Origin of the sequence: Streptomyces sp. NPDC002896, from assembly GCF_040295225.1 — a bacterium.
In the GTDB taxonomy this organism is placed as follows: Bacteria; Actinomycetota; Actinomycetes; order Streptomycetales; family Streptomycetaceae; genus Streptomyces.
Genome location: NZ_JBEOVA010000005.1, coordinates 320,084 through 345,338 on the forward strand (window position 1 = coordinate 320,084; position 25,255 = coordinate 345,338).

The 25,255-nt window shown below is 69.4% G+C and carries 22 protein-coding genes, 1 tRNA gene and 1 pseudogene; 12 read left to right on the forward strand and 12 right to left on the reverse strand.

Going from position 1 to position 25,255, the window contains the following annotated elements; translation table 11 throughout:
* The 4 genes from recR to ABT009_RS10925 all read left to right on the forward strand — a co-directional run bounded on the left by recR (nucleotide 1) and on the right by ABT009_RS10925 (nucleotide 4,021).
* Complete coding sequence (gene recR, locus ABT009_RS10910) at nucleotides 1–600, forward strand: recombination mediator RecR (protein WP_351291870.1); 600 nt, start codon at nucleotides 1–3, stop codon at nucleotides 598–600.
* Nucleotides 593–1,258, forward strand: a complete 666-nt coding sequence (locus tag ABT009_RS10915; protein ID WP_351291872.1) for a DUF5063 domain-containing protein — start codon at nucleotides 593–595, stop codon at nucleotides 1,256–1,258. The genes recR and ABT009_RS10915 overlap by 8 nt, the downstream gene beginning before the upstream one ends.
* Nucleotides 1,259–1,517: 259 nt before the next feature.
* On the forward strand, nucleotides 1,518–3,344 hold the full coding sequence (locus tag ABT009_RS10920) for a thioester domain-containing protein (protein WP_351291874.1): 1,827 nt from the start codon (nucleotides 1,518–1,520) through the stop codon (nucleotides 3,342–3,344).
* A 134-nt stretch (nucleotides 3,345–3,478) separates the two neighbouring features.
* Complete coding sequence (locus ABT009_RS10925) at nucleotides 3,479–4,021, forward strand: SgcJ/EcaC family oxidoreductase (protein WP_351291876.1); 543 nt, start codon at nucleotides 3,479–3,481, stop codon at nucleotides 4,019–4,021.
* Here ABT009_RS10925 and ABT009_RS10930 read toward each other — a convergent pair.
* Both ABT009_RS10930 and ABT009_RS10935 read right to left on the reverse strand, forming a co-directional pair.
* Nucleotides 3,984–5,414, reverse strand: a complete 1,431-nt coding sequence (locus tag ABT009_RS10930; RefSeq protein WP_351291878.1) for a sensor histidine kinase — start codon at nucleotides 5,412–5,414, stop codon at nucleotides 3,984–3,986. The two genes, ABT009_RS10925 and ABT009_RS10930, sit on opposite strands and share 38 nt — an antisense overlap.
* Nucleotides 5,411–6,187, reverse strand: coding sequence for a response regulator transcription factor (locus ABT009_RS10935; RefSeq protein WP_351291880.1), 777 nt, complete (start codon nucleotides 6,185–6,187; stop codon nucleotides 5,411–5,413). The genes ABT009_RS10930 and ABT009_RS10935 overlap by 4 nt, the downstream gene beginning before the upstream one ends.
* A 283-nt stretch (nucleotides 6,188–6,470) precedes the next feature.
* On the opposite strand from ABT009_RS10935, the gene ABT009_RS10940 reads away from it, so the two are divergent.
* The 4 genes from ABT009_RS10940 to ABT009_RS10955 all read left to right on the forward strand — a co-directional run bounded on the left by ABT009_RS10940 (nucleotide 6,471) and on the right by ABT009_RS10955 (nucleotide 11,325).
* Nucleotides 6,471–7,742 (forward strand): aspartate kinase, encoded by a 1,272-nt coding sequence (locus tag ABT009_RS10940; RefSeq protein WP_351291882.1) that lies wholly within the window; start codon nucleotides 6,471–6,473, stop codon nucleotides 7,740–7,742.
* Between the two features lie 72 nt (nucleotides 7,743–7,814).
* The gene (locus ABT009_RS10945) at nucleotides 7,815–8,873 is read left to right on the forward strand and encodes an aspartate-semialdehyde dehydrogenase (protein WP_351291884.1); all 1,059 of its coding nucleotides are present in this window, start codon (nucleotides 7,815–7,817) and stop codon (nucleotides 8,871–8,873) included.
* Between the two features lie 386 nt (nucleotides 8,874–9,259).
* Nucleotides 9,260–9,931 (forward strand): SigE family RNA polymerase sigma factor, encoded by a 672-nt coding sequence (locus ABT009_RS10950; RefSeq protein WP_351291886.1) that lies wholly within the window; start codon nucleotides 9,260–9,262, stop codon nucleotides 9,929–9,931.
* Nucleotides 9,928–11,325, forward strand: coding sequence for a hypothetical protein (locus tag ABT009_RS10955; RefSeq protein WP_351291887.1), 1,398 nt, complete (start codon nucleotides 9,928–9,930; stop codon nucleotides 11,323–11,325). Before ABT009_RS10950 ends, ABT009_RS10955 begins: the two co-directional genes overlap by 4 nt.
* A gap of 123 nt (nucleotides 11,326–11,448) precedes the next feature.
* Here ABT009_RS10955 and ABT009_RS10960 read toward each other — a convergent pair whose 3' ends face one another.
* Nucleotides 11,449–12,258, reverse strand: coding sequence for an SURF1 family protein (locus ABT009_RS10960; RefSeq protein WP_351292189.1), 810 nt, complete (start codon nucleotides 12,256–12,258; stop codon nucleotides 11,449–11,451).
* Between the two features lie 167 nt (nucleotides 12,259–12,425).
* A complete protein-coding gene (locus ABT009_RS10965) occupies nucleotides 12,426–14,270 on the reverse strand; it encodes a S9 family peptidase (protein WP_502989844.1) in 1,845 nt (614 codons plus the stop codon).
* Nucleotides 14,271–14,451: 181 nt separating this feature from the next.
* Between ABT009_RS10965 and ABT009_RS10970 the strand changes: the two genes are divergently transcribed.
* Complete coding sequence (locus ABT009_RS10970) at nucleotides 14,452–14,823, forward strand: VOC family protein (RefSeq protein ID WP_351291889.1); 372 nt, start codon at nucleotides 14,452–14,454, stop codon at nucleotides 14,821–14,823.
* A 36-nt stretch (nucleotides 14,824–14,859) separates the two neighbouring features.
* On the opposite strand, the gene ABT009_RS10975 is transcribed toward ABT009_RS10970, so the two are convergent.
* The 3 genes from ABT009_RS10975 to ABT009_RS10985 form a co-directional block, all read right to left on the reverse strand.
* A complete protein-coding gene (locus tag ABT009_RS10975; RefSeq protein WP_351291891.1) occupies nucleotides 14,860–16,386 on the reverse strand; it encodes a sulfatase family protein in 1,527 nt (508 codons plus the stop codon).
* A 134-nt stretch (nucleotides 16,387–16,520) separates the two neighbouring features.
* Nucleotides 16,521–16,616: a putative leader peptide gene (locus tag ABT009_RS10980; protein WP_351291893.1), complete on the reverse strand. Its 96-nt coding sequence runs from the start codon at nucleotides 16,614–16,616 to the stop codon at nucleotides 16,521–16,523.
* 179 nt (nucleotides 16,617–16,795) lie between these two features.
* A complete protein-coding gene (locus ABT009_RS10985; protein WP_351291895.1) occupies nucleotides 16,796–17,764 on the reverse strand; it encodes a CPBP family intramembrane glutamic endopeptidase in 969 nt (322 codons plus the stop codon).
* A gap of 312 nt (nucleotides 17,765–18,076) precedes the next feature.
* Here ABT009_RS10985 and ABT009_RS10990 point away from each other — a divergent pair, with 312 nt between their 5' ends.
* Nucleotides 18,077–18,913 (forward strand): ATP-grasp domain-containing protein, encoded by an 837-nt coding sequence (locus tag ABT009_RS10990; protein WP_351291897.1) that lies wholly within the window; start codon nucleotides 18,077–18,079, stop codon nucleotides 18,911–18,913.
* A 542-nt stretch (nucleotides 18,914–19,455) separates the two neighbouring features.
* Here the strand turns inward: ABT009_RS10990 and ABT009_RS10995 are convergent.
* Both ABT009_RS10995 and ABT009_RS11000 read right to left on the reverse strand, forming a co-directional pair.
* On the reverse strand, nucleotides 19,456–19,716 hold the full coding sequence (locus tag ABT009_RS10995; RefSeq protein ID WP_351291899.1) for a helix-turn-helix domain-containing protein: 261 nt from the start codon (nucleotides 19,714–19,716) through the stop codon (nucleotides 19,456–19,458).
* Entirely contained in the window at nucleotides 19,716–20,336 is a 621-nt protein-coding gene (locus tag ABT009_RS11000; protein ID WP_351291901.1) for a hypothetical protein, read from the reverse strand. Before ABT009_RS11000 ends, ABT009_RS10995 begins: the two co-directional genes overlap by 1 nt.
* A 176-nt stretch (nucleotides 20,337–20,512) precedes the next feature.
* Between ABT009_RS11000 and ABT009_RS11005 the strand changes: the two are divergent.
* Nucleotides 20,513–20,875: pseudogene (locus tag ABT009_RS11005) on the forward strand (site-specific integrase); the annotation flags it as partial.
* A gap of 65 nt (nucleotides 20,876–20,940) precedes the next feature.
* On the opposite strand, the gene ABT009_RS11010 reads toward ABT009_RS11005, so the two are convergent.
* Both ABT009_RS11010 and ABT009_RS11015 read right to left on the reverse strand, forming a co-directional pair.
* Nucleotides 20,941–21,014, reverse strand: a tRNA-Pro gene (locus tag ABT009_RS11010).
* Between the two features lie 160 nt (nucleotides 21,015–21,174).
* On the reverse strand, nucleotides 21,175–22,101 hold the full coding sequence (locus ABT009_RS11015) for a metallophosphoesterase (protein ID WP_351291903.1): 927 nt from the start codon (nucleotides 22,099–22,101) through the stop codon (nucleotides 21,175–21,177).
* A gap of 76 nt (nucleotides 22,102–22,177) precedes the next feature.
* Here ABT009_RS11015 and ABT009_RS11020 point away from each other — a divergent pair, with 76 nt between their 5' ends.
* A complete protein-coding gene (locus ABT009_RS11020) occupies nucleotides 22,178–22,642 on the forward strand; it encodes a GatB/YqeY domain-containing protein (RefSeq protein ID WP_351291905.1) in 465 nt (154 codons plus the stop codon).
* Between the two features lie 135 nt (nucleotides 22,643–22,777).
* Here the strand turns inward: ABT009_RS11020 and ABT009_RS11025 are convergent, their stop codons facing one another.
* Nucleotides 22,778–25,009, reverse strand: a complete 2,232-nt coding sequence (locus ABT009_RS11025; RefSeq protein ID WP_351291907.1) for a transglycosylase domain-containing protein — start codon at nucleotides 25,007–25,009, stop codon at nucleotides 22,778–22,780.
* Nucleotides 25,010–25,255: the final 246 nt, after the last annotated feature.

Here is a 25,255-nt window from a genome sequence, read left to right on the forward strand (position 1 = left end):
TTGTACGAAGGCGTGGTCCAGGACCTCATCGACGAGTTGGGCAGGCTGCCCGGCGTCGGTCCCAAGAGCGCGCAGCGGATCGCTTTCCACATCCTGCAGGCGGAGCCCACGGACGTGCGCAGGCTGGCCCAGGCGCTCCTCGAGGTGAAGGCCAAGGTCCGCTTCTGCGCGGTCTGCGGCAACGTCGCCCAGGAGGAGCACTGCGGCATCTGCCGCGACCAGCGCCGCGATCCCGCCGTGATCTGCGTGGTCGAGGAGCCCAAGGACGTCGTGGCGATCGAGCGGACCCGGGAGTTCCGCGGCCGCTACCACGTCCTGGGCGGCGCGATCAGCCCGATCGAGGGCGTCGGCCCCGACGACCTGCGGATCCGGGAGCTGCTGGCCCGGCTCGCCGACGGCACGGTCACCGAGCTGATCCTGGCCACGGACCCGAATCTGGAGGGCGAGGCCACGGCCACGTACCTCGCGCGCATGATCAAGCCCATGGGCCTCAAGGTCACCCGTCTGGCCAGCGGACTCCCGGTGGGAGGCGATCTGGAATACGCGGACGAGGTCACTCTCGGCCGCGCTTTCGAGGGGAGACGACTCCTAGATGTCTGACGCCACGCTGAACACGGTCAAGAACGATCCGGGCGACTTCGCCGTCCAGATCTCGGACCAGGTCGGCAGCTTCCTCGTCGCCGTCGATGAGGTCGCGAAGGGCGACGAGCCGGACTCGGCCGTGCCCTTCCTGCTGCTGGAGGTGTCCCAGCTCCTCCTGGCGGGTGGCAGGCTCGGCGCGCACGAGGACTTCCTCCCGGAGGAGCGCTACGAGCCGGACCTGGGCCCGGAGCAGGACGTGGACGACCTGCGCGAGCGCCTCGCCGTCCTCCTCGACCCGGTCGACGTCTATTCCGAGGTCTTCGACCCGTACGAGCCGCGGAAGGCGCCGGTCGCCTGCCGGATCTCGGACGACCTGGCCGATGTCGTCGCGGACCTGCGCCACGGCATGGCCCACTACCGCGAGGGGCGCACCGTCGAGGCCCTGTGGTGGTGGCAGTTCTCCTACTTCTCCAACTGGGGTGCCACGGCCTCGGCCGCCCTGCGCGCCCTGCAGTCCCTGGTGGCCCATGTCCGCCTGAACCAGCCCCTGGAGGACCTGGACGGCCTCGACACCGACCAGGACCTCGGCGACGACGCGCTCGCGGAGGAGGCCGGCAAGGTCATGGCGAGGGAGATCGCGGGACCGCTGGGGATGCGCGCGCGGACGGTCAAGTAGACGCCTGGCCCGGCCGGAGTGCATCCACCCTGGCCGGAGTCCGTCCATCTCGGTCGGTGCGTATGCCCGCTTCGTACGCCTGCCCGAATCGTCAACCGTAGGCGTGGTCCGTGACGACTAACGCGATGTCGTGGTCAACCTGACATGACGTCCTGTCACGATTTGCCCGAAAGTCACCAAATCTTTGTATGGGGCCGTGAGTTTTTCATGTGCCCCGTTCATTACTGCAGGGGACATTTTGGGCAAGCGTCACCATTGCGTGCTCCGGCTGTGCCGGACCCTGGCGAAGACGGCCACCCGAACGCTGATCGTCGCCGTGGCGGGGGTGCTCCTGGCCCTGGCCAACCCCACGGCGGCATTCGCGGTGTTCAGGCCGACCCCCGTGTACACCGACCCGGCAGGCCTGTTCACCGAGGCCACGATCACCGGTACCGGCGTTGGCACCACCGTCAACGGCTCCACCGCACCGGCCGGTTTCAACCCGCTCGACGGCTATCCCGCCACCATCCCTGACGGATCCACCGTGCACGCCGCCGCGTACGCCGGGACGATCGTGATCCAGGACACGGTCACCGGGCGAACCGGCCTCACGTACTGCATCGACCTGTTCACCGACACCGAGACCGGGGTGAACTACGAGCTCGGTGAGTGGAGCGAAGCGCACATCACGAACCTCGGCTACGTCGAGTACATCCTGCAGCACTATTACCCCACCACGGGCGAACCGTCCGGTGCCACCGTCGCCCAACGAGCGGCCGCGGTGCAGGCGGCCATCTGGTTCTTCACCGACAACTACATCCTGGCGACCACCGGCACCAGCGCCACGATCCGTACGTACACCGCGGCCATCGTCGCGGACGCCCTGGCCAACGGGCCGAGCGCGGAGCCGGCGGAACCGGAGCTGTCCGTCACCCCCGAGCAGATGCCGGCGCCGGCGACCGGCGAGATCGTCGGCCCGTTCACGGTCACCGCTGACGGCCCGTCAACGATCCAGATCACCGGGGTCGAGGTGTTCACCGACTCCGCGGGCCAGAACCAGCTCCAGGACGGCGACACCGTGCAGCCCGGCACACGGCTGTGGGCCCGCAGCGTCTCGGACGACGACCCGCAGGGCTTCGTCCTGGAGCGCGTCGCCAACGTCGTGGAGGGCAATGTCCTGCTCTACGACGGGACGAACGCCGGCCTGGAGGACGCCCAGACGCTCGTACTGGCTCAGGAGACCGAACTGGTCGTGCGGGCCGGCGCGGTGCTCCAGCCGTTCCCCGCGGGCGCCCTGCAGTTCGGGCTCCAGATCGGCGGGGAAGCGGCGGGGCTCCAGGCCGCGAAGGTGATCGAAGTGGACTGCCAGGACCCGGAGTCCGGCCTCGACCAGCACCGCACCGTGACCCTCGCGGCCGGCACGCCCGCCGGTGACTACTCGCGGTCGCTCACCGGCATTCCGGCCGGCAGTGTCTGCACGATCACCGAGAGCTCGAACGGCGACAACGGCCTCGTCACTGCCACAACGGCCATCGAACCCTCCACCGTCACGATCGCGTCGGAGGAGAACCAGCAGGTGTCGGTCACCAACACGTTTGCGCGGGCGGTCGGTTCGGTGCAGGTCGCCGTCACCATCGAGGGTCCGGCAGCCGGGCGGCAGGGGACCAAGGTCGTCGACCTCGACTGCGACGACCCGGACGGCAGGTTCGACCGGCAGTTCGCCGTCGACGCGCGCGCGAAGGCAGGCACCTACGACCAGCCGGTGGTGACCGGTATCCCGACGGGCACACACTGCACGGTGACCGAGCGGGACACGGGCGAGAACAACGACGTGGCGCTCGCCACCGCCGCACACATCGAACCGGCCACCGTCACGATCGCCGAGGGCGTGACCAGCGCCGTCTCCGTCACCAACAGGTACGTCCGGCGAGGCTGCCTCTCCGGGACCGGGACCGGGACCGGGGCCGGGACATCCGGAGGCTGCCTCGCGGAGACCGGGGCACCCGCACTGATGGCCCCCATGACCGTGACGAGCCTCGCGCTGGTACTGGCCGGCTGCACGCTCACCTCGACCATGACCGGAGTACGGCGCAGACGCACCCCTTAGCGTCGCTCTCCGTGGTTTGGATCGGACTTGGTTGAGGGCTGGAGGTCCGTTGTACGGCGCTTTACCCGTGTGACGAAAGGGTGGAACTGCTCCCGCAAAAGGGAGCAACCACCCCCCAGCACACTGGAGTTGCGATGAAGCGTCAGATACGTACCCGTGCCGCCGTGGTCACCGCCGGCGCCCTGATCGCGGCAGCCACGGTCGCGGTGGGCGTCGGTGTGGCGAGCCCCGAGCACAGCGACGTACCGGCCGCAGCCAAGTCCGCCAACTCCGCCAAGTCCGGCAAGCCGACCAAGGCGGAGATAGCCGGCCTCTTCGACCAGTGGAACGCCGCCCTCCAGACCGGCGACCCGGAGAAGGTCGCCGACCGCTACGCCCCCGACGCGGTGCTGCTGCCCACCGCGTCCCCCAAGATCCGTACGAACCGGGCCGAGATCGTCGACTACTTCGAGCACTTCCTGCAGAAGAAGCCGCAGGGCGAGAAGATCAGATCGGTCGTCAACGTCCTGGACCGCAACTCGGCGATCGACGCCGGCCTGTACGAGTTCCACATCACCGACCCCGCCACCGGTGAGAAGAAGACGGTCGAGGCCCGCTACACCTACGAGTACGAGAAGCGCGGCGGCAAGTGGCTCATCGTCAACCACCACTCCTCGGTGCTGCCGGCCGAAGGCTGATCCGTACGCAGAGCCCGCCGGAGCCGCCTGAGCCGCTTGAGCCGCCGTCCGGCGCCGGTGCGTCCCGCAGGGTCACGCTGCCGCCGTCGTCCGTCACCAGCTGCTTGGCGATGGCGAGGCCGAGCCCGGAGCCGGAGCGGCCGGTGAGGCCCTGACCGCGCCAGAAGCGGTCGAAGGCGCGGGACTTCTCGGCGTCGGACATTCCCGGCCCCTGGTCGAGGATCTCCAGCACCACCTCGTCGGGGTGGGCGCCCTGAGCGGGTTCCACGCGGATGGTGATGGTGCCGCCGTCCGGCGAGACCTCCAGGGCGTTCGACAGGACGTTGTCCAGCACCTGGTCCAGATGACCGGGGCTGGCCAGCACCCGCAGCCGGACGTCGACTTCCCCTCCGAACGCGATCCGCACCCCGCGCTCGTCGGCGGCCGGCCTCCACACCGCGAGCCGTTCCCCGACCAGCTCGGCCAGGACCAGGGGTTCGGCAGCCGTCACTTTTGCCTCCGCGCGGGCCAGCACCAGCAGGCCGTTGACGAGGCGGCTCATCCGTACGACCTCGGCGGTGGCCTGCTCGACGTCCTCGCGTACGAACTCGTCGTCGACGCCGTCCGCGATGTTGTCCAGGGACAGGCGGAGCGCCGTCAACGGGGTGCGCAGCTGGTGCGAGGCGTCCGCGACGAACATGCGCTGCGACGCGACCAGGGTGTCCAGGCGCTCGGCGCCCGAGTTGAGCGTGCGGGCCAGGGTCTGGGTCTCCTGCGGACCCGTCTCCGGGGAGCGCGCCGTCAGGTCGCCGTCCCTGAACCGGCTCGCCATCTCGTTGAGCTGGCGCAGCGGGCGGGTGAGCCGCCGGGCTGCCAGCGCACCAAGACCGGCGGCCACCGCCAGGACGCTCACGGCGAGGACCGCGCGGAAACCCCAGATACGCCACAGCCGAGCGGAGAGATCGGAGGTCGCGTATGTGATCCGCACCGCGCCCACGACCCGGTCGCCGTCGTCCGTCGAGCGCGCCGGGACGGTGACGACCAGGTGCGGTCCCCAGACGAAGGAGGAGCCCCAGTCGACCGTGGAGCGGCCGTCCTGCAGGGCCCGCGTCATGGCCGCGTCGTCCGGCCGGGAGGGCAGCGGGAGGGGTGCCACGGTGGTTCCGTCGGACGAGATCGCCTCGACGCTGCCGGGCGTCTCGTCGGCGTACGCCTCGGCCATCCGGGCCAGCGCCTGCCGCGCGGGCGCGTCGCCGTCAGCGAGCAGCAGGGCCATGGTGGTGGCCTCGCGGTGCACGGACTGCTCGGTGTCGCCGCGCAGTTGGGCGGTCAGCGTGAAGGCGACCGGGACGGTGAAGGCCGTGAGGGCGACCGCCACGAGCAGGACGTAGCTGACGATCAGCTGCCGGATCACGGCGCCGGTCTCCGGTCCGAGGCGTCGAGGCCGGTTCCGGAAGGGGCCTCGCCACCGCCCCGGGAACGGGCGTCGCCGGTCCCGCCGCTGCCGTCCTCGATCACCAGGCGGAAACCGACCCCCCGTACCGCCTCGATCGTGATCGCCCCGGCCAGCTTCCGGCGCAGCGCCGCCACATGCACGTCCAGCGTCTTGGTCGGCCCGAACCAGTTGGCGTCCCAGACGGCTTCCATGATCTGCTCGCGGGACATCAGGGCGCCCGGCTCCTCGGTGAGGAAGGCCAGCAGGTCGTACTCCTTGGGCGTGAGCACGACCTCGGTGCCGTCCAGATGGACGCGGGCGGCCTTGCGGTCGACGGTCAGCCGCGGGCCGTAGCGGTCGGGCCCGGTCACCGCCTGCTGGGCGCGTGGCTGCACGCGGCGCAGTACCGCCCTGATGCGGGCGATGACCTCGCGGACGCCGAAGGGTTTGGAGACGTAGTCGTCGGCGCCGATCTCCAGGCCCACCACGCGGTCGGTCTCGTCGCTGCGGGCGCTGATCACGATGATCGGCACGTCGCTGCCCGCCCGCAGCGCCTTGCACACGTCGAGCCCGTCGGTGTCGGGCAGTCCGAGATCGAGCAGCACGACGTCGTACGGATCATGAGGGGCGCCGGCCGCCTTCAGGGCCTCCTGGCCCGTGGTGACCCACTCCACCTCGAAGCCATAGCGCAGCAGGCCGCGCCGCAGCGATTCGGCGACCGGTTCGTCGTCTTCCACCAGGAGTACGCGCACGGGGCGAACCCTAATATTTGAACTTTAACGATTCGTGTGCGGGTGTGTGACCCGCCCCACTTTCCGAGTGCGCGGGGCCGGATCGGGCATGCGCCAGTCCGAGCGGCCGGAGCGTCGTCCCTGGCGATCGAGCGTCGATGCGCGTCGTGAGCGGGACATCTCACGATGCGATATCACAGGGGCGGAATTCGGCCGCTCGTTAGACTGAGTCGACCGCAGTCATGTGGGTCGACCGCATATACGCGATATATGCGGGACGAAACGGATTGAGCGAGGAGCGCACGTGGGCCTTGTCGTGCAGAAGTACGGAGGCTCCTCCGTAGCCGATGCCGAAGGCATCAAGCGCGTCGCCAAGCGGATCGTGGAAGCGAAGAAGAACGGCAACCAGGTGGTTGTGGTCGTTTCTGCGATGGGCGACACGACGGACGAGCTGATCGATCTCGCCGAGCAGGTATCCCCGATGCCTACCGGGCGTGAGTTCGACATGCTGCTGACCGCCGGAGAGCGGATCTCCATGGCCCTGCTGGCGATGGCGATCAAAAACCTGGGCCACGAGGCCCAGTCGTTCACCGGCAGCCAGGCAGGCGTCATCACCGACTCGGTCCACAACAAAGCGCGGATCATCGATGTCACGCCGGGCCGCATCAGGACGGCGCTCGACGAGGGCAACATCGCCATCGTCGCCGGCTTCCAGGGCGTGTCCCAGGACAGCAAGGACATCACCACGCTGGGCCGCGGCGGCTCGGACACGACCGCCGTCGCCCTCGCCGCCGCCCTCGACGCCGAGGTCTGCGAGATCTACACCGACGTGGACGGCGTCTTCACCGCCGACCCGCGCGTCGTGAAGAAGGCTCGCAAGATCGACTGGATCTCGTTCGAGGACATGCTGGAGCTCGCGGCCTCCGGCTCGAAGGTGCTGCTGCACCGCTGCGTCGAGTACGCACGTCGTTACAACATCCCGATCCACGTCCGCTCGTCCTTCTCGGGACTGCAGGGCACCTGGGTCAGCAACGAACCGCAAGGGGACACGAAGGTGGAGCAGGCCATCATTTCCGGTGTCGCTCACGACACCTCCGAGGCCAAGGTCACGGTCGTCGGCGTGCCGGACAAGCCGGGTGAGGCCGCCTCGATCTTCCGCGCGATCGCCGACGCGGAGATCAACATCGACATGGTCGTGCAGAACGTGTCGGCCGCGGCCACGGGCCTGACGGACATCTCCTTCACGCTGCCGAAGACCGAGGGCCGCAAGGCCATCGACGCGCTGGAGAAGGCCAAGTCCGTCATCGGCTTCGAGTCCCTGCGCTACGACGACCAGATCGGCAAGATCTCCCTGGTCGGCGCGGGTATGAAGACCAACCCGGGTGTCACGGCCGCCTTCTTCGAGGCGCTCAGCGACGCACGCGTCAACATCGAGCTGATCTCGACCTCCGAGATCCGCATCTCGGTCGTGACCCGCGCCGACGACGTCCCGGAGGCCGTGCGCGCCGTGCACACCGCGTTCGGGCTGGACTCCGACAGCGACGAGGCCGTCGTCTACGGCGGCACCGGGCGCTGACCTGCGCCGTCGGCCACAGAGGGCCACGAAGATGCGTACGACGATGACCGCCGGCCAGGAAGGCGTACGGGGATGACCGGACGACCGACGCTCGCTGTCGTGGGAGCGACCGGGGCCGTCGGCACCGTCATGCTCCAGATCCTCTCTCAGCACGCGGACATCTGGGGCGAGATCCGACTCATCGCCTCGCCGCGCTCGGTCGGCCGCAAGCTGACCGTGCGCGGCGAGGAGGTCGAGGTCGTGGCCCTGGGCGAGGAGGCCTTCGACGGCGTCGACATCGCGATGTTCGACGTACCGGACGAGGTGTCCGCGCAGTGGGCGCCCGTCGCCGCCGCCAAGGGCGCGGTCGTCGTGGACAACTCGGCCGCCTTCCGGATGGACCCGGAGGTGCCACTCGTGGTGCCCGAGGTCAATCCGCATGCCGCACGCGTGCGTCCGCGCGGCATCATCGCCAACCCCAACTGCACGACTCTCTCGATGATCGTGGCAGTGGGAGCGCTCCACGCCGAGTTCGGGCTGCGCGAGCTGGTCGTCTCCTCGTACCAGGCGGTGAGCGGTGCCGGGCGCGCGGGCATCGACACCTTGCGGGAGCAGCTGAAACTCGTCGCCGGTACGGAGCTCGGGACGTCGCCCGGTGACGTACGGCGGGCCGTGGGCGACGCCACCGGACCGTTCCCCGAGCCGGTCGCGCTGAACGTCGTGCCCTGGGCGGGGTCGCTCCGGGACGACGGGTGGTCGTCGGAGGAGATGAAGGTGCGGGACGAGTCCCGCAAGATCCTCGGACTGCCCGAGCTGAAGGTCGCCGCGACCTGCGTGCGCGTCCCCGTCGTCACCACGCACTCCTTGACCGTCCACGCCCGCTTCGAGGGCGAGGTCACCGTCGACCGGGCGCGCGAGATCCTGGCGACGGCGCCCGGCGTCGTCCTCGTCGACGACCCGGCCGCTGGTGAGTTCCCCACGCCCGCGGACGTGGTGGGGACCGACCCGACATGGGTCGGCCGGGTGCGGCGCGCACTCGACGATCCGACCGCGCTCGAACTCTTCGTGTGCGGTGACAATCTGCGCAAGGGTGCGGCGCTGAACACGGCGCAGATCGCCGAGCTGGTGGCTGCGGAGTTCAGGGCGGCGTGATGTCGGGTCGCACTGTGTGCGGGTGCCGGCTCGTCAGCCGACCGTCCGATATCCGGAATCTCCCTGGCCAAGTCCGGGATCGTTTGAAAGAATCGTTGAAGGTTTAAGGGGCTGCCAAAAAAGGTCCAGACCACTTGAGCCGAGCCCATCCGGCGTTCGAAGATTTCGCTCCCCGCCCCGTGCAACCGCGCACGGGGCGGGGAGCGTCTTTAGCGGTCGCCCGTCTGGGGCGCCTGGGGCTGTGACGAACGCGGCATGGACAAACGGGGCATAGGGGAAGAGCTGGTACGCATGAGGTCAAGTGATGCACCGTCAAAAGCGGTGTCCCCGGCACATGTGATGCCTGACGCGTACAACCCTGACGGGGGGAGGCGCGTCAAACTGGCGTGGCAGAGGTACTCGACTTCACAACGGTACGGGCGAGGGGCGCATCCCTTCGGCCGCCCCGCCGACCCCGCACGCCCGGCTCGGCCGGCGGCGGTATGCCGGTGATCGCCCCCATGCCCCAGGCGCGGCCCGCCCGCATTCCGTCCCAACGAGAGGGCGCTGAGGAGAGCATGGCCGCCGGCACGACGGTCGACCATCTCACCGAGACCTATCGCGCCCACTACCGGTCGCTCCTCGGACTGGCGGCGCTCCTCCTCGACGACACGGCCTCCTGCGAGGACGTCGTCCAGGAGGCCTTCATCCGCGTGCACTCCGCGCGCAAACGCGTCCGCGATCCGGAGAAGACCCTCGCGTATCTGCGGCAGACCGTGGTCAACCTCTCGCGGTCCGCGCTGCGCCGCCGCATCCTCGGGCTGAAGCTGCTCTCCAAGCCGATGCCCGACATGGCGAGCGCCGAGGAGGGTGCGTACGACCAGCTGGAGCGCGACGCGCTGATCAAGGCCATGCGCGGCCTGCAGCGGCGCCAGCGCGAGGTGCTGGTGCTGCGCTACTTCGCGGACATGACCGAGGCACAGGTCGCCGACACTCTGGGCATATCGCTTGGTTCGGTGAAGGCGTACGGCTCTCGCGGCATCGCGGCCCTGCGCGTCGCCATGGAGGCGCCCGCATGAGCGAGCAGCGGTGGCGGCCGGGCGGCGGTGAGGCCGGACGGGGACGGCCCGAGCGGCCTGAGTGGCGCGGCGGCGGCGAGGCCGGGCGCGGACGGCCTGAATGGGCCGAGGTGAATGGCCCGGACGGGGTCGAGCACGGGCGGCCTGATGGGGCCGAGTGGTACGAGTACGAGCGGCATGCTGGGAACGGAACTGTGAATCACGGCCCCGAAAGCTCCTACGACGGGCCGGACACCCCTCGCGACGGCTCTGACACGTCTTACGACGGCTCCGACATGTCCTACGACGGCTCCGACACGTCCTACCGCGGCTACGGCGACTCCAACGGCGGTCGCCAGGCCGGCGGTGCGGGCTCCGGTCCGCGTGGTGGGGACGGGGCGTATCCGGATGAGCTGGGCTCCGACGAGCTGGCTCTGCGCAGGATGCTGCACCATGCGGTCCAGGACATCGAGCCGACCGACGGTTCCCTCGAACATCTGCGGCGTGCCGTGCCCGCGCGCCGTGCGCGCAAGCGCCAGGCCGTCGTCGGCATGGCCGCGGCCGCACTCTTCGTCGGCACCGCCATCCCGGCGCTCGTCCATGTCTCGAACTCGGCAGGCTCTCCGGACGTGTCCTCCGCCGTCGGGCACGTCGGCGAGGCAGAGGGCCAAAACGGTGACGGTGCGAGCCCGGACGGCAGCGAGAAGAACGACGGCAGCGGCTCGAGCACGTCGAAGTCCAAGGGCAAGAACGGCGACAAGGGCAAGAACGACCAGGGCAAGGGCGCGACGGGCAGCGCCACCGGCGCCCCGGACTCTGCCAGTACGGCGGCCGCGAGCTCGCCCGCCTGCGGCGTGAACGAACTGGGGAAGGCCACGCCGAGCGTCGGGTCAGCGGACGCCGAGGGCAAGGTCTACGGGAGCTTCACGATCACGAACGTCTCCAGCGCCGCCTGCACGGTCGAAGGCGCCGGGACCATGAACACCACTGCGCAGGGCGCGGCGGACACCACGAAGATCAACCTCGTGGACCACACCGCCGGGGACGGCTCCGGGCTTCCCGATCCGTCCCTGGAGGCAAGCCAGCTGGTTCTCGCGCCGGGCAAGTCGTACCAGGTGCGGTTCGCCTGGATGCCGTCGGAGACCTGTCCCACCACGAGTGGCGATGGCGGCGGTGGCGGCGGAGAACCCTCGCCCGACCCGTCACCGTCGGGGGACAGCGCCACCGGTTCCACCAGTGGCACGTCCGAGCAGAGCGGCACGACGACGCAGCTCGTCACCGAGGACGGCGGCACGGCGGACGGCAGCGTGCTCCTCACCCTGACCGCGGAGCCCGGCACCCCGACGGTGTCGGCGACCATCTCCAACGCGTGCGCAGGGACGATCTACCACACGGGAGTGCTCGCGACGGAGTAGGTGTGCTCACGCTCACCTCGAGTGGAGCGGACCCCTGGGGCGGCTTTCCGAAGCCGTCGGGGTCCTGCCGCCTCTTTCGGGCAGCCTGCGGCCTATTTCCCGCAGTGGGGACCCGGTCCGCTTTCAGGCAGTGGGGACCCGGTCCCCGGCGCTCTGGTCCTCCAGTTCATCGCCCTCGGGGCTCAGCCCGAGCTCGGCGTCCCTGGCGAACTCCGCCTCCCGGCGCAGCAGCCGGAACCACATGAAGACGACGAACCCCGCGAAGACGAACCACTCACCGGTGTAGCCGAGGTTCTGGAACGCCTTGAGGTCGAGCCCGCCGCCCTGCGGCTCCGTCGCAGGTACCGCCTTCATGCCCGCGTCGGCCTTGTCGAGGGTGATCCACGCGTCGTACACGTCGTACGGCACGAGGTTCACCAACGACGCGGCGCTGATCATGCCGAGCTGTCCCGCGGGCAGCCCGCCCGTCGCCATCACCCCGTCGGAGTCCGCGTTCTCCGACGCCTGCAGCGCGCCGGTCACGGTGACCTCGCCGGCGGGCGGGGCCGGGGCCTTCGCGGCGGACGCGTCGCCGGGCAGCCACCCGCGTACGACGGGCAGGGCCTTGCCGCTGTCCGTGCGCAGCATCGTCACCACGTAGAACCCGCGCTTGCCGTCCAGCTCCCGGTCCGGGACGAGGAGCTGCTTGCCGTACCGGCCGGTCGCCGTGGCGCGGTCGCCCGACGTCTCCTGGTCGACGGGCAGGAGCGAGTCGAGCGGCCGGGCCGCGGCCCGCTTGTCCTGAGCGGACTCCTCGGAGGCGGACCGGTGGTCCTGGACGCGGTCCTCGAACCGCCCCAGCTGCCACGACCCCATGAAGATGCAGAAGGGGATGGCCAGCAGGACGAAGACGTTGATCCCCCACCAGCGAGGGGTCAGCAGGAACCGGTACACACCTCCACGGTACGGGGGCCGCGCGGGCGGCTCGGCCGTGGGGGTGGTCACCGGTCTACGTCACGGGTCCGCGTCCCCCGTTCGCGTCCCCACGTCCGCGTCCCCGTTCCGCGCCCCCACGTCCGCGTCCCCGTTCCGCGCCCCCACGTCCGCGTCCCCGTCGAGCGTCAGCCGCTGAGGCCGTTGAGGTGCCGCTCCGCGAAGTCCAGCTCGAGCCGCACCTGCTTGATCCGCTCGTCCACCACCAGCGACCCGTGCCCCGCGTCGTAGCGGTAGACCTCGTGGACCGCACCACGCGCCGCGAGCCGGTCCACATAATTGTCGATCTGGTGGATCGGGCAGCGCGGGTCGTTGACGCCGGCCGAGATGTAGACGGGCGCCTTCACCGCGTCCACGTACGTCAGCGGGGAGGACGCCTCGAAGCGCTCCGGCACCTCCTCCGGCGTACCGCCCAGAAGGGTGCGGTCCATCGCCTTCAGGGCCTCCATCTCGTCGTGGTACGCCGTGACGTAGTCCGCGACCGGGACCGCTGCCAGCCCTATCGCCCAGGCGTCGGGCTGGGTGCCGAGGCCGAGCAGGGTCAGATAGCCGCCCCACGAACCGCCGGCGAGCACGAGCTTCGCCGGGTCCGCGAGGCCCGACGTCACCGCCCACTCCCGGACCGCCGCGATGTCCTCCAGCTCGATGAGGCCCACCCGGTGCTTGAGCGCGTCCGTCCACTCCCGTCCGTACCCCGTCGACCCCCGGTAGTTGACGCGGACCACCGCATAGCCGTGGTCCACCCAGGCCGCCGGACCCCCCGCGAAGGAGTCGCTGTCGTGCCAGGTCGGGCCGCCGTGGATCTCGAACACGGTGGGAAGAGGGCCGGTCGCACCGGCGGGCTTCTGAACGAGGGCGTGAATACGGCCCCCGGGCCCCTCCACCCACACGTCCTCGACGGGCACCGAACCCGGCGACCTCATCCCGGGCGGATCCAGCACCACACCACCGGACGTCGACCGGACCACCGGGGGCTCAGCCGCGGACGACCACAGGAACTCGACGCTTCCGTCGGGCCGCGCCGTCGCTCCGGACACCGAGCCGGGGGGCGTGTCCAGACGGACCAGCGCGCGCGTGGCCGGCTCGAAGCGCCACAGCTCGCTGCGTGCCTCGAAGCTGTGCGCGATCAGCAGCGCCGACCCGTCCGGATACCACTCCGCCGAGACGTCGCCGGGCAGCTCCAGCGCCAGGTCCGTCTCCTTTCCCGAGGCGACGTCCCACACCATCGGCTCCCAGCGCCCGCGCCGCTGGTGCCCGACGAGCAGCCGCGTGTCCCCGTCGACCGGGGCGAAGCCGAGGACCTCGAGCCCCAGCTCGACCGTGCCGCCCTTGGTGTCGTCCAGCTCGGCGACCACCGAGCCGTCCGGCCGGAGCACCCGGATCGCGGAGTGCATGGCGTCGCCGTGCTCGGTGTGCTCGATCGCGATCAGTGAGCCGTCGTGGGAGAGGTCGCCGACGCCGGCCGACTCGGGGTGCCGGTAGACCTCGACGGGCCCGCCCACCCCTCGTACGACATGGATCGTCGAGCCCTCCTCGTCGGTCGAACGGCCGACGACCACCGTGCGCCCGTCCCGGCCGATGGCCAGGCCTGCCGGATACGACGCCTTGAGGCCGGCCACCGCGGCTTCGTCGGCGCCCCCGTGGAAGGGCTGGCGCTTCCAGACGCCGAACTCGTCGCCGTCCGTGTCGTCGAACCACCAGATCCACTCGCCGTCCGGCGAGAGCACGCCGTCCGTGGTGCCGTTCGGCCGGTCGGTGACCTGGCGCTGCTCGCCCGTGGCCCGGTCCCACCCATACAGCTCGTACGTCCCCGACGCGTTGGACACGAACAGCGACCGGTCCGGCGCGTCCTGTGCCCAGTCCGGCAGGGACACTCTCGGCGCACGGAAGCGCTTCTCCCAGTCGGGCATCCCCGCGTCGTCCCGGGTGGCTGCATCGTCCGGCATGGGCCCGGACCCGTTGCTCTCAGTCATGGCCCCATAGTGCCTGGACCCGCCGACATCGCGCCGATGAGCACCTCAGCCTGTGGATAACAACCGGACTGTGGATAACTTCCGGGGCCGAGGCACCGGGCGATGAGTTCCGGGCCGCCGCCCGGTCTCCACAAGTGAGGAACAGAGGGACAAGCGAGACGGCCCGGGAGGCGATCAGATCATGTTCGGCACGACGAAGGCGTTCAGCGGTTTCTCGGTGGACGACATCGATGCGGCCAGGAAGTTCTACGGCGAGACGCTCGGCATCAGGGTGTCGGAAGCGAACGGCCTCCTGACGCTGCACATCGCGGGTGACCGGGACACCCTGGTCTACCCCAAGCCGGACCACACCCCGGCGACGTACACGATCCTCAACTTCCCCGTGGACGACATCGAGGCGGCGGTCGACGAACTGAGCAGAAGGGGCGTGCAGTTCCAGCGCTACGACCAACTCGAGACCGACGAGAAAGGCATCTTCCGCGGCGGCCCGCTGATCGCGTGGTTCACCGATCCTGCCGGGAACGTGCTGTCTGTCCTGGAGGAACCTTCGTGATCCCGGACGTCGCACGCGCCCGGCCGTCGGACAACGTCATCCGGCCGCCGGATACGGAAGCAGCTCCGCTGCCGTCTTCTCCCAGGACGCCTTGAGCTCCGCGAGCAGCTCCGGCCGGTCGGGTGCCAGGTCGGCCTGCTCGCGCGAGTCCTGGGCGAGGTTGTACAGGTGGTCCTTGCCACCCGCGTCCTGGTAGTACTTCCAGTCGCCGCGCCGCAGCGCCCTGTTGGCCCGTACGCGCCAGAACAGCTCGCGCTCGGGCAGCTCCTCGCCCCGCAGCAGATAGCCGGCGAGACTGGTGCCGTCCAGCGGGTACGCGGGGTGGGGCCGCGCGCCGCCCAGTTCAAGGAAGGTGGCGGTCCAGTCGGGGGAGAAGCTGGGCTCGTGGCTCACCTGGTGCCCGTCGATCCGGGCGGGCCAGCGCACGATGGTCGGCACGCGGATGCCGCCCTCCAGCAGCTGGGACTTGTTGCCGCTGAGCGGCCAGTTGTAGGAGAAGCGCTCGCCTCCGTTGTCACTGGCGAACAGCACCAGCGTGTTCTCCTCCTGCCCGGAACGCCGCAGCGCCGCCAGCACTTCGCCGACCGCGGCGTCGAGGCTCTCGACCATCTCCGTGTACTTGTCGACCGAACCGCCGTCGTTGTGGAGCAGCGCGCTGAGGACCTGCCCCTGATTGCTCGCCGCGCGTATCTTCGCCGCGATCTCGGCCCCGGTCTCCGCGTCGTCCTCGGCGAGCCAGGGCCAGTGCGGGGTGGTGAAGTTGAGGTTGAGCAGCCACGGCTTGTCGTGGTCCCGGCTGACGTACTCCACGGCCCGCTCGGTCAGGACCGTCGTGTAGTAGCGCAGGTCCTGGTACGTCGCGTCGCCCTCGTAGAGGTCGTAGTCGCCGAGCTGCCCGAGCTTGGAGAAGTACTCCAGTACGCCGCCGAAGTTGCCGAAGAACTCGTCCCAACCGGACTTCGTGGGGCTGTAGTCCGGCAGCCACCCGCAGTGCCACTTGCCGATGAGCGCGGTCGAGTAACCCGCCGCCTTCAACAGCGATGCGAGCGTGGGGTGGTTGGGGTCGAGCCCCTGGGACCTGTCGCCGACGGGTTCGGCGAGCCCGCCCTTCGTACGGCCCGGATAGCGGCCGGTGTACAGGCTGAACCGGGTCGGGGAGCAGGTCGCCGAGCCGGAGTACGCGTCGGTGAACCGGACACCCTCACGGGCGAGGCGGTCCAGGTTCGGGGTCTTGATGTGCGGTGCGCCGTAGGACGACAGATCGGCCCAGCCGAGGTCGTCGCCGAGGATGACCAGCAGGTTCGGGCGCCGACCGTGCCCAGCGCCCGCGCGGGCCCGGAAGGGCTTCTCCGCGGATGCGCCGGAGGCGTTCGTACCGGATGCGGTCGTGCTTGTCCCGGTCGTGCCCGACGCGGCGGCAGCCGGCCCGGCCACAGCGGTCAGGGCGCCGCCGCCGACCAACCCGCCGAACAGCCGCCGGGAGATGCCGTCACGGGCGCCGCCGGGCGTTGCGGCCTCGGAAGGTAGGGAGGAGTTTTCGGATATGCGTGAGGTATCGGACATAGGTGTTCCTTGAAACCTAGGGGGAGCGCGCGAGAGCAGGCGGGACCTCGTGGGTGCGCGCAGACGTCCGTAAGTACGGAGGCGTGCGCGAGCGCGACGAAGGAGAGTGCGAAGAAGGAGAGAGACCCGTGGGATCAGCGACAGATGGCGCTGGACTGCCGGCACAGATCGACATGGCGCCGCTCCACCAGCGCGGCGGACGCGCACAGGTGATCAGCGGAAGCATTCATGATCGAGACCCTGCCGGTGCGGCACTCGCGGTGTCAAGGGCGTGTCCGCACCGTGAGCCATGGGACGCCTGTGCCCGCAGGTGAAATGTGCAGAGAACGCCAGAAGGGCCTGATCCTCGTTGAGGACCAGGCCCTTCCCGCTCGACCTGCTGTTTTCATCGTCGGGGCGCCGGCGGACGTCACCCCGTGGTCGCCGGAGCCTTGACCAGCCTCCGAGGGACTTCCGGGGCGGTACGTGCGATGCGGAACCGGGAGGCCAGGCGCAGGATCACCCACCCGTACAACGGCCAAACGACCGCGCCGGCCGCCAGCATCGGCCAGGGGGAAGCCGCGATGCCGGCGCTCCCGTCATCGCTGAGCCCGCCCACGAAGGCGGCGGAGAGCAGGAAGAAGAAGAGGTTGTTGACCACATGGACGGCGATGGCCGCCTCCAGCCCTCCGGTACGGAGCACCAGCACACCCAGGACGAAGCTGAACAGGAACAGCTCGGCGAAGCCCCATGGCGTGCCGAGCCCGTGGGCCAGGGCGAACAGCCCACCTGCCACGATGATGCCGACCCAGGGGGCGCGCAGGTAGGAGCCGAAGACCTGCGGGAGCCAGCCGCGGAAGACGTACTCCTCAGCGGCGGCCTGGAACGGCGTCAGCAATACGAGCACCACGGCGGCGGTCAGGAACGTCGGCCAGTCCGCCCAACCACTGGATGGCAGGGCGAACATCGAGTTCCAGGGCACGTCCCCGGCTGCGGCGGTGAAGACAGCTATCAGGTTGAACAGGAGCGCCACCGCGACCATGGCCGCCGCCATGCAGACCAGCAGCCAGCGCCAGCGCAGCCGTCCGGTCACCGAGGACAGGGAGCCGGCCGGCCGGCGTTGCACCAGGCGCGCGGCAATCAGCACCCCTGGTAGGAGTAGCGCGAGTGTAAGCAGCACGGCAGCGTTGTCCCAGAGCGGATCGGCGAAGAGCAGGTCGCCCGTGCCCTGCTCGACCCCGGTCAGCCCCGCCGCCACGCCCATTCCGATTCCCACGTTGAGCTGGAGCAGAAACCAGCCGATCACGGCGACCACCGTGGCCACCAGCGGGCGCCACCAGCGGTGCAGCTCGGTCCGCGCCAACCGGTGATAGGGCGTTCCGGCCGGTGCGGCGACCACGCGTGATTCCGGTGGGGGTGGCGCATGGCCCCAGCCACGGGGTGCTTCACTCACCCATGCAGGATTGAGAGTGCTCATGGATTACACCTCGACTCGATCTCAAAGGCTTGACTGAGGGCTGCATCCCTTGATGCGGCCCTGAGGCCTTGATGCGGCCCTAAGGTCAGCAGACAGGATCGGGAGATGACGGTCATGCCCCAAAAAAGCGTGACTTGACACGGCGGCGTGTCTTCGTCAACGAGTGGCGGAGAGCGCATGCCCGCGCCGTGACCTGATTACATGTGCTGGCCACCGACCGCGAGGAGACGCAACGTGCGAGCCCGCCCCAGCCTCCTGTACGTGACCGACCTCGCCTATCAGGCCCGAGGGCGGCGGTACTGCGACGAGGACATCCACCTGTCCTCCCGGCTGCGCGCGGACTTCGACATCGCGTTGTGCCACCCGCTGGATGCCGTGGCTCTGATGGACGGCTTCGATGCCGTCGTGGTCCGCAACAGCGGGCCCGTCCTGCACTACCAGAAGGAGTACGACGCCTTCCGCGATCAGGCCGTTGCCCGCGGCACCCGGGTCTACAACCCGCTGACCGGCCGGGCTGACATGAAGGGCAAGCAGTACCTGCTCGACCTGACAGAGGCCGGATACCCGGTCATCCCCACCATCGACCGGCCCGGGGATCTGGGGCGGCTGCCCGAGACCGCCTTGTACGCGGCCAAGCCGAAGGCCGGAGCGGACTCCATAGGCCTGAGCTTCGTGTCACGGGAGGAGCTGGAGGGCCAGGACTGGGGCGACATCCTCGTCCAGCCACGCATCGACTTCCGCTACGAGGTCTCCTTCTACTACGTCGACGACGACTGCCAGTACGCCCTCCACGCCCCCGACCCCGGCCGACGCTGGGTCCTCGAGCCCTACGAGCCCACGGCAGCCGACCTGGCCTTCGCCCGGCGCTTCATCGACTGGAACACCATCGACCACGGCATCCAGCGCGTGGACGCCTGCCGCACCCAGGACGGGGACCTCCTGCTGGTCGAACTGGAGGACCTCAACCCCTACCTGTCCCTCGACCTCGTCCCCGACCGGACCCGCGACGCCTTCGTCACCAGCATGACGACGTCTCTCCGCCGGTTCCTGGCCGCCGGCCCCCGTACCTGAACTCTGCGGCGCGCCGCCGCCGCGCGCGCCGCCGCGGCGCGCGGCGCCGCTCAGGTCGCCGGTCATGCAGCAACGCCAAAGGGCGACCGGTGGCCCGCTTGCCGGGGGATCGTCCGGCCTCGGCAGGTTGGCGAGCATCGCAGGTGGGCAGTCGCGCCCAGCGCCTCCGACGCCTGTGGACCGTCTCCGAGGAACTGACCGGCATCACCTTCCCCGTACCCGCCATGACAGCGCGGGGCTGAACAGCCGGGAGGCGACCCTGTGGGTCACCGGGTGATCGCGGCGCCCGCGACGTCGGGACCGGCCATTGCCAGTGTGAGGAGCTGCCTGTGTCAACGACATGTCGGCGTACGCCCGAACTACGTACGCCGACGGAAGTACGGGAAGCGGTCTCAGCGGCGGGTGAGCCACCGGCCCACGACGAACACCGCGGTGATCATGACGGCCAGGACGACCGCGATCGCGATCTTCGTACCGGTGTCCATGAGGCTGAACATATGGGTCTCCTTTTCAGGGGGAACATGTCGAGTTGATCGTGCGGGTCAGGACTTCCGAGGGCTTCCGGAGGGCGATCCGGGGCGGTAGCTGAGCAGGTCTCCCGGCTGGCACTGCAGGACTTCGCAGATCCGGGTGAGGGTGGTGAACCGGATCGCCTTGGCGCGTCCGTTCTTGAGCACGGACAGGTTGACGTTGGTCACGCCGACGCGGTTGGCGAGTTCGGTGACGGTCATGCCGCGCTCGCTGAGGAGCTTGTCGAGGTGCACCTCGATGTCATGGCCCTCGTGGTCGTCGGCGGCGGCCATCAGACGACCCCTTCAAGGTCCTCGCGCATGGACGCGCCTGCGCGGGTGATCCGTGCGAAGGTCAGCAGGCCGAGACCGGTCAGTACGGCCAGGTAGGGGGGTGTCCACATGCTCAGCCAGGTCCCGGCCGAGAAGTCCGCGTTCTTGGCCAGTGCCGCGAGCAGAGCTGCTCTGGCGTTGGCCTCGGCGATCTCGACGGCCAGGCTCCCGACGAGCAGCCACCAGCCGAGCAGGCGAAGCCGGGATGCCGTCTGCACGGTGTAGACACCCTCGCGCGCCGCTCCCTGCAGGAGTCGGTGCAGCAGGAAGAGGCCGCTGATCAGTAGCAACGTCGACGGCAGTTCGCTGAGTTCGTCCAGGAGACGCAGGTGTGCGTCGGGTGTCTCGGCGCAGTAGCGGGGGATCGAGTCGACCTGCGCCCCGCTCTCGGGGGTGAAGGCGAAGCCGCCGGTGGTGACCGAGCTGGTGGTCGACTCGTCGACGATGCAGACGTTGAGGTCCGCCCAACTGCCGCGGATGACCGAGAAGACGACCCCTGCCGTCAGGAGGGCCAACAGGGTGCGGAGGACGATGGACACGACCGTGGCCATGGGTTCGAGCATCTTCCGGTCTTCGGTCATGGCGCCCCGCCTCGCTTATCGTTTATCGATGTTATCGAGAAACGATAAGCGCCGCGGGTGCGCGAAGCAACCCCTGCTCTGCGCGACTATGAAGACGGTCTCGCGATCGCTCCGACGGGTTACACCGTCGCCGACGCGGTGAACGACTGGCTCGCGTACGGCCTGGCGGGACGTCGCCGGACTCCGACCCGCCGCAGCCTCCGCACATCGCGATGTGGCGTTCGGTCCGGCGTGGCGGGGACACGAAAACCCGGAAGTCCCGACGGACGCTCGCCCTGCCGGCCAGATGCGTCGACGTCCTCTGGCAGCACTTCGAGGATCAGGACTGGGGTCGGCTCGCCGCTGGCGACAAGTGGAGGAACACTGGCTCGTCTGACCGTGGCGTCCCCCTGGAGGAGATCTCCCGGCTCGTCGGTCACTCCGGCACGGCCGTGGCCGAGGAGGTGTACCGGAAGCAGATCCGGCCGGTGATCCAAACGGGCGCCGTGGTCATGGACGGCATCTTCGCTCGGGATCTGGAGCGGTGGTCACGCAGATAGACACGCACAAGGCGAGAGGCCAGGTACTGAATTCAGTACCTGGCCTCTGACCTTTTACTTCACTGTCGGGGTGGCGGGATTTGAACCCACGACCTCTTCGTCCCGAACGAAGCGCGCTACCAAGCTGCGCCACACCCCGATGTCGCTGTTGCGGCCCGCAGGTCGCGGCGACATCGATTACTTTAGCGGACCGGCGGCCGGAGACGAAATCCGGTTTTCCGGGGCCGGCGGGCGGGGCTGACCTGGGGCGTCGTGCCGGCCGACGCGGAGCGCCGCAAACCGGTGCCGAACCCGTCGGGTCAGACCCGCGGCGTCAGGGTCAGCAGCGTCGCCTCCGGCGGGCACGCGAACCGTACCGGCGTGTAGCGGTTGGTGCCGCAGCCCGCCGAGACGTGCAGGTAGGAGACGTTGCCGGCCGCCGAGTGTGTGGAGAGGCCCTTCACCCGGTCCGTGTCCAGGTCGCAGTTGGTGACCAGGGCGCCGTAGAAGGGGATGCACAGCTGGCCGCCGTGGGTGTGGCCCGCCAGGATCAGCGGATAGCCGTCCTCGGTGAAGGCGTCGAGGTTGCGCAGATACGGGGCGTGCACGATGCCCATCGAGAAGTCGGCGCCCGCCGGGGGACCGCCCGCCACGCGCGCGTACCGGTCGCGTTTGATGTGCGGGTCGTCCACGCCCGTCAGTGCGATCTCGAAGCCGTCTATCTTCAGCGAACCGCGGGTGTTGGTCAGATTCACCCAACCTGCCGCGTCGAAGCCGTCGCGCAGGCCCTCCCACGGGTTGTGGACGGCGCCGACGGAGGGCGGATTGCCGTTGAGCCCGTGCCGGCCGCGTGCCTTGTCGACGAGGTAGCGGGCGGGGTTGCGCAGCTTCGGGCCGTAGTAGTCGTTCGAGCCGAAGACGTACGCGCCCGGGTAGTCCAGCAGCGGGCCCAGGGCGTCCAGTACCTCCGGTACGCCCTCCGGGTCCGAGAGGTTGTCCCCGGTGTTGATCACGAAGTCGGGGCGCAGCCCGGCCAGCGAGCGCAGCCAGCGCTGCTTCTTGCGCTGGCCGGAGACCATGTGGATGTCGGAGACCTGGAGGACGCGCAGGGGGCGCATGCCTCTCGGCAGGACGGGCACGGTGACCCGTCGGAGCCGGAAGGAGCGGGCCTCGAAGCCCGCCGCGTAGACGAGCCCCGCCGCCGCGGTCGCCGTGATGCCCAGGGGTACTCCGTATCGCGCGCGCATACGCTCATCGTGTCAGAACCCCGGGGCGCCGGAAATCAGCGGGCGTCCGGCTGGACGCACCTGCGAGAATCGCGGCATGACCACGCTCAAGTCGAAGCTGCAGGAAGACCTCACCGCGGCGATCAAGGAGCGCGATGAGCTGCGCTCCTCGACGCTCCGGCTCACCCTCGCCGCCATCACGAAGGAGGAGGTCGCGGGCAAGACGGCGCGCGAGCTCTCCGACGACGAGGTGCTGAAGGTGATCACCAAGGAGGCGAAGAAGCGGCGTGAGGCCGCGGACGCCTTCGCGCAGGGCGGCCGCGCCGAGCAGGCCGAGCGGGAGAAGGAGGAGGGCGAGGTCCTCGCCGCGTACCTGCCGAAGCAGCTGTCCGACGACGAGCTCCAGCAGATCGTCGCGCAGGCGGTCGAGGAGGCGAAGGCGGCCGGCGCCGAGGGGCCACGCGCCATGGGTCAGGTCATGAAGATCGTGAACCCCAAGGTCGCGGGCCAGGCGGAGGGCGGCCGCGTCGCGGCGATCGTCAAGAAGCTCCTCGCGGGCTGACCGCTAGAAGCTCTCGCGGGCTGACCGCGCGTCCGCAGCCCCCGTCTCCATACGTCAGTGAGGGCGCCCCCTGCCTCAGGGGGCGCCCTCACTTGCGTCTCAGCAGCGATCAGCAACGATCGGCAGCGACTGGCGTCATCCGCCGTTCCTCCCGTTGCCGCCCCCGTTGTTCCCGCCGCTGGTCACCCCTCCGAGGAAGTCCGGCGGGATGCTGATGCTGGGCAGCGGGGTCTGCGTTGCGCCCCCGTTTCCCTTGTCGTCGCCCTTCTTGCCCTTGTCCTTGTTCTTGTCCGTGTTCTGGTCGGGGATGTTGATCAGGTTGAAGTCGGGCGCGGGCTTGCCCGCGAGCGCCCCGTCCATCGCGTCCCGCCAGATCGGTCCGGGGACCTCGCCGCCGTAGACCTTGTCGTAGTAGCTGCCGCCGATGGTGATGTTGGTCATCTGCCGCTTGTGCTGCGGGTCGCCGACCCAGACGGCGCCCGACATGTTCGGCGTGTAGCCGACGAACCAGGCGGCGTAGCGGGAGTCCGTCGTACCGGTCTTGCCAGCGCTCGGGCGGCTGCCCAGGCCGGCCTGCTGGCCCGTACCGTCCTCGACGACGCCCCTCAGGATCGTGTTGACCGTGTCGGCGGTCTTCTCCGACATCGCGCGCGTGCAGGTCGACTTCGGCACGTCCAGCGGCTTCTTCTCCTCGCCGCCGAGCTCCTGCGTGATCGACTCGATCGCGATCGGCGTGCAGTACGTGCCGCGCGAGGCGAACGTCGCGTACGCGTTCGCCATCGTCAGCGGCGACATCTCCTGCGTGCCCAGCGCGATGGACGGACCCTGGCCCAGGGCCCCGCCGTCGGCGCGCTCGACGCCCATCTTCTTCGCCATCTGAACCACCGGGCAGACGCCGATGTCGGCGATCAGCTGTACGTAGTAGGTGTTGACCGACTTCGCGGTCGCCTCCTTCATGGCGTACGGGCCGACCTCGGACTTGTTCTCGTTGGTGAGCTTTTCGCCCTTGGTGTTCACATACCGCTGGCCGTTGCACTGCGCGACCGGGCTCGGATACGGCATCTCGTACGGCGACGGGTACGTCTGCGTCGCCGGCTTGCCACCCTCTATGGCCGCCGCCGCGACGATCGGCTTGAACGTCGATCCGGGCTGGTAACCCGCGCCGCCGCCCATCGACTTGTCCACGGACAGGTTGATGGCGCTCTCGCTCTTCCCGAAGCCGTACGGCCGGGACTGGCCCATCGCGAGGATCTTGCCGGTGCCGGGCTCGACGATGGTCGCTGCGGTCGCCACGTCGTCGCTCTGCTTCACGTGCTGCTTGATCGACGCCTGCACCGACTTCTGCGCCTGCGGGTCGAGCGTCGTACGGATCGTGAGGCCGCCCTGGTTCCAGATCTTCTGGCGGTCCTTCTTGGTCTTGCCGAAGACCGGGTCGCTCTTGAAGACCCGCTCCACGTAGTCGCAGAAGAACCCGGCGCCCTTGACCGCCGTGATGCAGCCGTTCTTGGGCCTGCTGACGTTCAGTCCGAGCGGCTTCTCCTTGGCCTTGTCGGCATCCTCCTGGGAGATGTCGCCGGTGTCGGCCATGCGCTGCAGCACGACGTTGCGCCGCCTCTTGGCCTCGGTCTCGTCGTTGATCGGGTCGTAGCGGCTCGGCGACTGGACGATGCCGGCGAGCAGCGCGGCCTCTTCCAGGTTCAGGTCCTTGGCGGACTTGGAGAAGTACCGCCGGGACGCGGCCTCGACGCCGTACGCCTGCTGCCCGAAGAACGTGATGTTCAGGTAGTTCTCGAGGATGCGCTTCTTGCCCAGCTTCTCCTCGACCTGGATCGCGTACTTCAGCTCGCGGATCTTGCGGCCGATGGTCTGCTGGGTGGCCTGCGCGACCTTCGTCGGGTCGTCGCCGGCCTCCTCGACGAAGACGTTCTTGACGTACTGCTGGGTCAGCGTGGACGCGCCCTGGGCCACCCCGCCGCTCTGCGCGTTCTCGTTGAGCGCGCGCAGGATGCCCTTGAGGTCGACCGCGCCGTGCTCGTAGAAGCGGGCGTCCTCGATCGCGACGATCGCCTTCTGCATGTACGGCGAGATGTCCTTGAGGTCGACCACCGTACGGTCGCGTGAGTAGACCGTGGCGATCGTGCCGCCCTTGCTGTCCAGGATCGTGGTGCGCTGGCTCAGGGGCGGCCGCTTCAGATTCGCCGGGATCTCGTCGAAGCTGTCGACCGACCCCTTGGCCGCAAGTCCGAGCGCGCCCACGGCGGGCAGCGCGATACCGGCCAGCACCGCTCCAGCGAGCACGCTGACACCGAGGAACTTGGCGGCCTGCTGCGTTGGCGAGAGACCACCGCCCGAGCGCTTGTTTGCCATGGAGGAAGCGTACGTTCTGATTCGCCGGACATCCGTATATCCCTTGGCCTAAGCTGCTCTCGGCTGTCACGGCAGTGTTGGTCATACCTGGTCGTATGGGACTTTGGGGTCGCTCCCCGACTGGTCCCTCCGGCAGTCCCACCGCAAGTCACGGCGCAGCGTCCGGCGAGCCCGAATCGTTACTGGACGTCAACCTTCCCCTGCGGTGGGGGCATGTCCGAATCTGCCTTATGTGTCACTGGCCGT

Coding starts and splice junctions, on each gene's coding strand:
- ABT009_RS10965 (WP_502989844.1), bottom strand. CDS start 14,270: ATGACTGAGAGCAACGGGTCCGGGCCCATGCCGGACGATGCAGCCACC.
- ABT009_RS11020 (WP_351291905.1), top strand. CDS start 22,178: ATGACCACGCTCAAGTCGAAGCTGCAGGAAGACCTCACCGCGGCGATC.
- ABT009_RS10995 (WP_351291899.1), bottom strand. CDS start 19,716: ATGGCCGCCGCCGACGACCACGAGGGCCATGACATCGAGGTGCACCTC.
- ABT009_RS10915 (WP_351291872.1), top strand. CDS start 593: ATGTCTGACGCCACGCTGAACACGGTCAAGAACGATCCGGGCGACTTC.
- ABT009_RS10925 (WP_351291876.1), top strand. CDS start 3,479: ATGAAGCGTCAGATACGTACCCGTGCCGCCGTGGTCACCGCCGGCGCC.
- ABT009_RS10945 (WP_351291884.1), top strand. CDS start 7,815: ATGACCGGACGACCGACGCTCGCTGTCGTGGGAGCGACCGGGGCCGTC.
- ABT009_RS11025 (WP_351291907.1), bottom strand. CDS start 25,009: ATGGCAAACAAGCGCTCGGGCGGTGGTCTCTCGCCAACGCAGCAGGCC.
- ABT009_RS11000 (WP_351291901.1), bottom strand. CDS start 20,336: ATGACCGAAGACCGGAAGATGCTCGAACCCATGGCCACGGTCGTGTCC.
- ABT009_RS10980 (WP_351291893.1), bottom strand. CDS start 16,616: ATGAATGCTTCCGCTGATCACCTGTGCGCGTCCGCCGCGCTGGTGGAG.
- ABT009_RS10975 (WP_351291891.1), bottom strand. CDS start 16,386: ATGTCCGATACCTCACGCATATCCGAAAACTCCTCCCTACCTTCCGAG.
- ABT009_RS10955 (WP_351291887.1), top strand. CDS start 9,928: ATGAGCGAGCAGCGGTGGCGGCCGGGCGGCGGTGAGGCCGGACGGGGA.
- ABT009_RS11015 (WP_351291903.1), bottom strand. CDS start 22,101: ATGCGCGCGCGATACGGAGTACCCCTGGGCATCACGGCGACCGCGGCG.
- ABT009_RS10970 (WP_351291889.1), top strand. CDS start 14,452: ATGTTCGGCACGACGAAGGCGTTCAGCGGTTTCTCGGTGGACGACATC.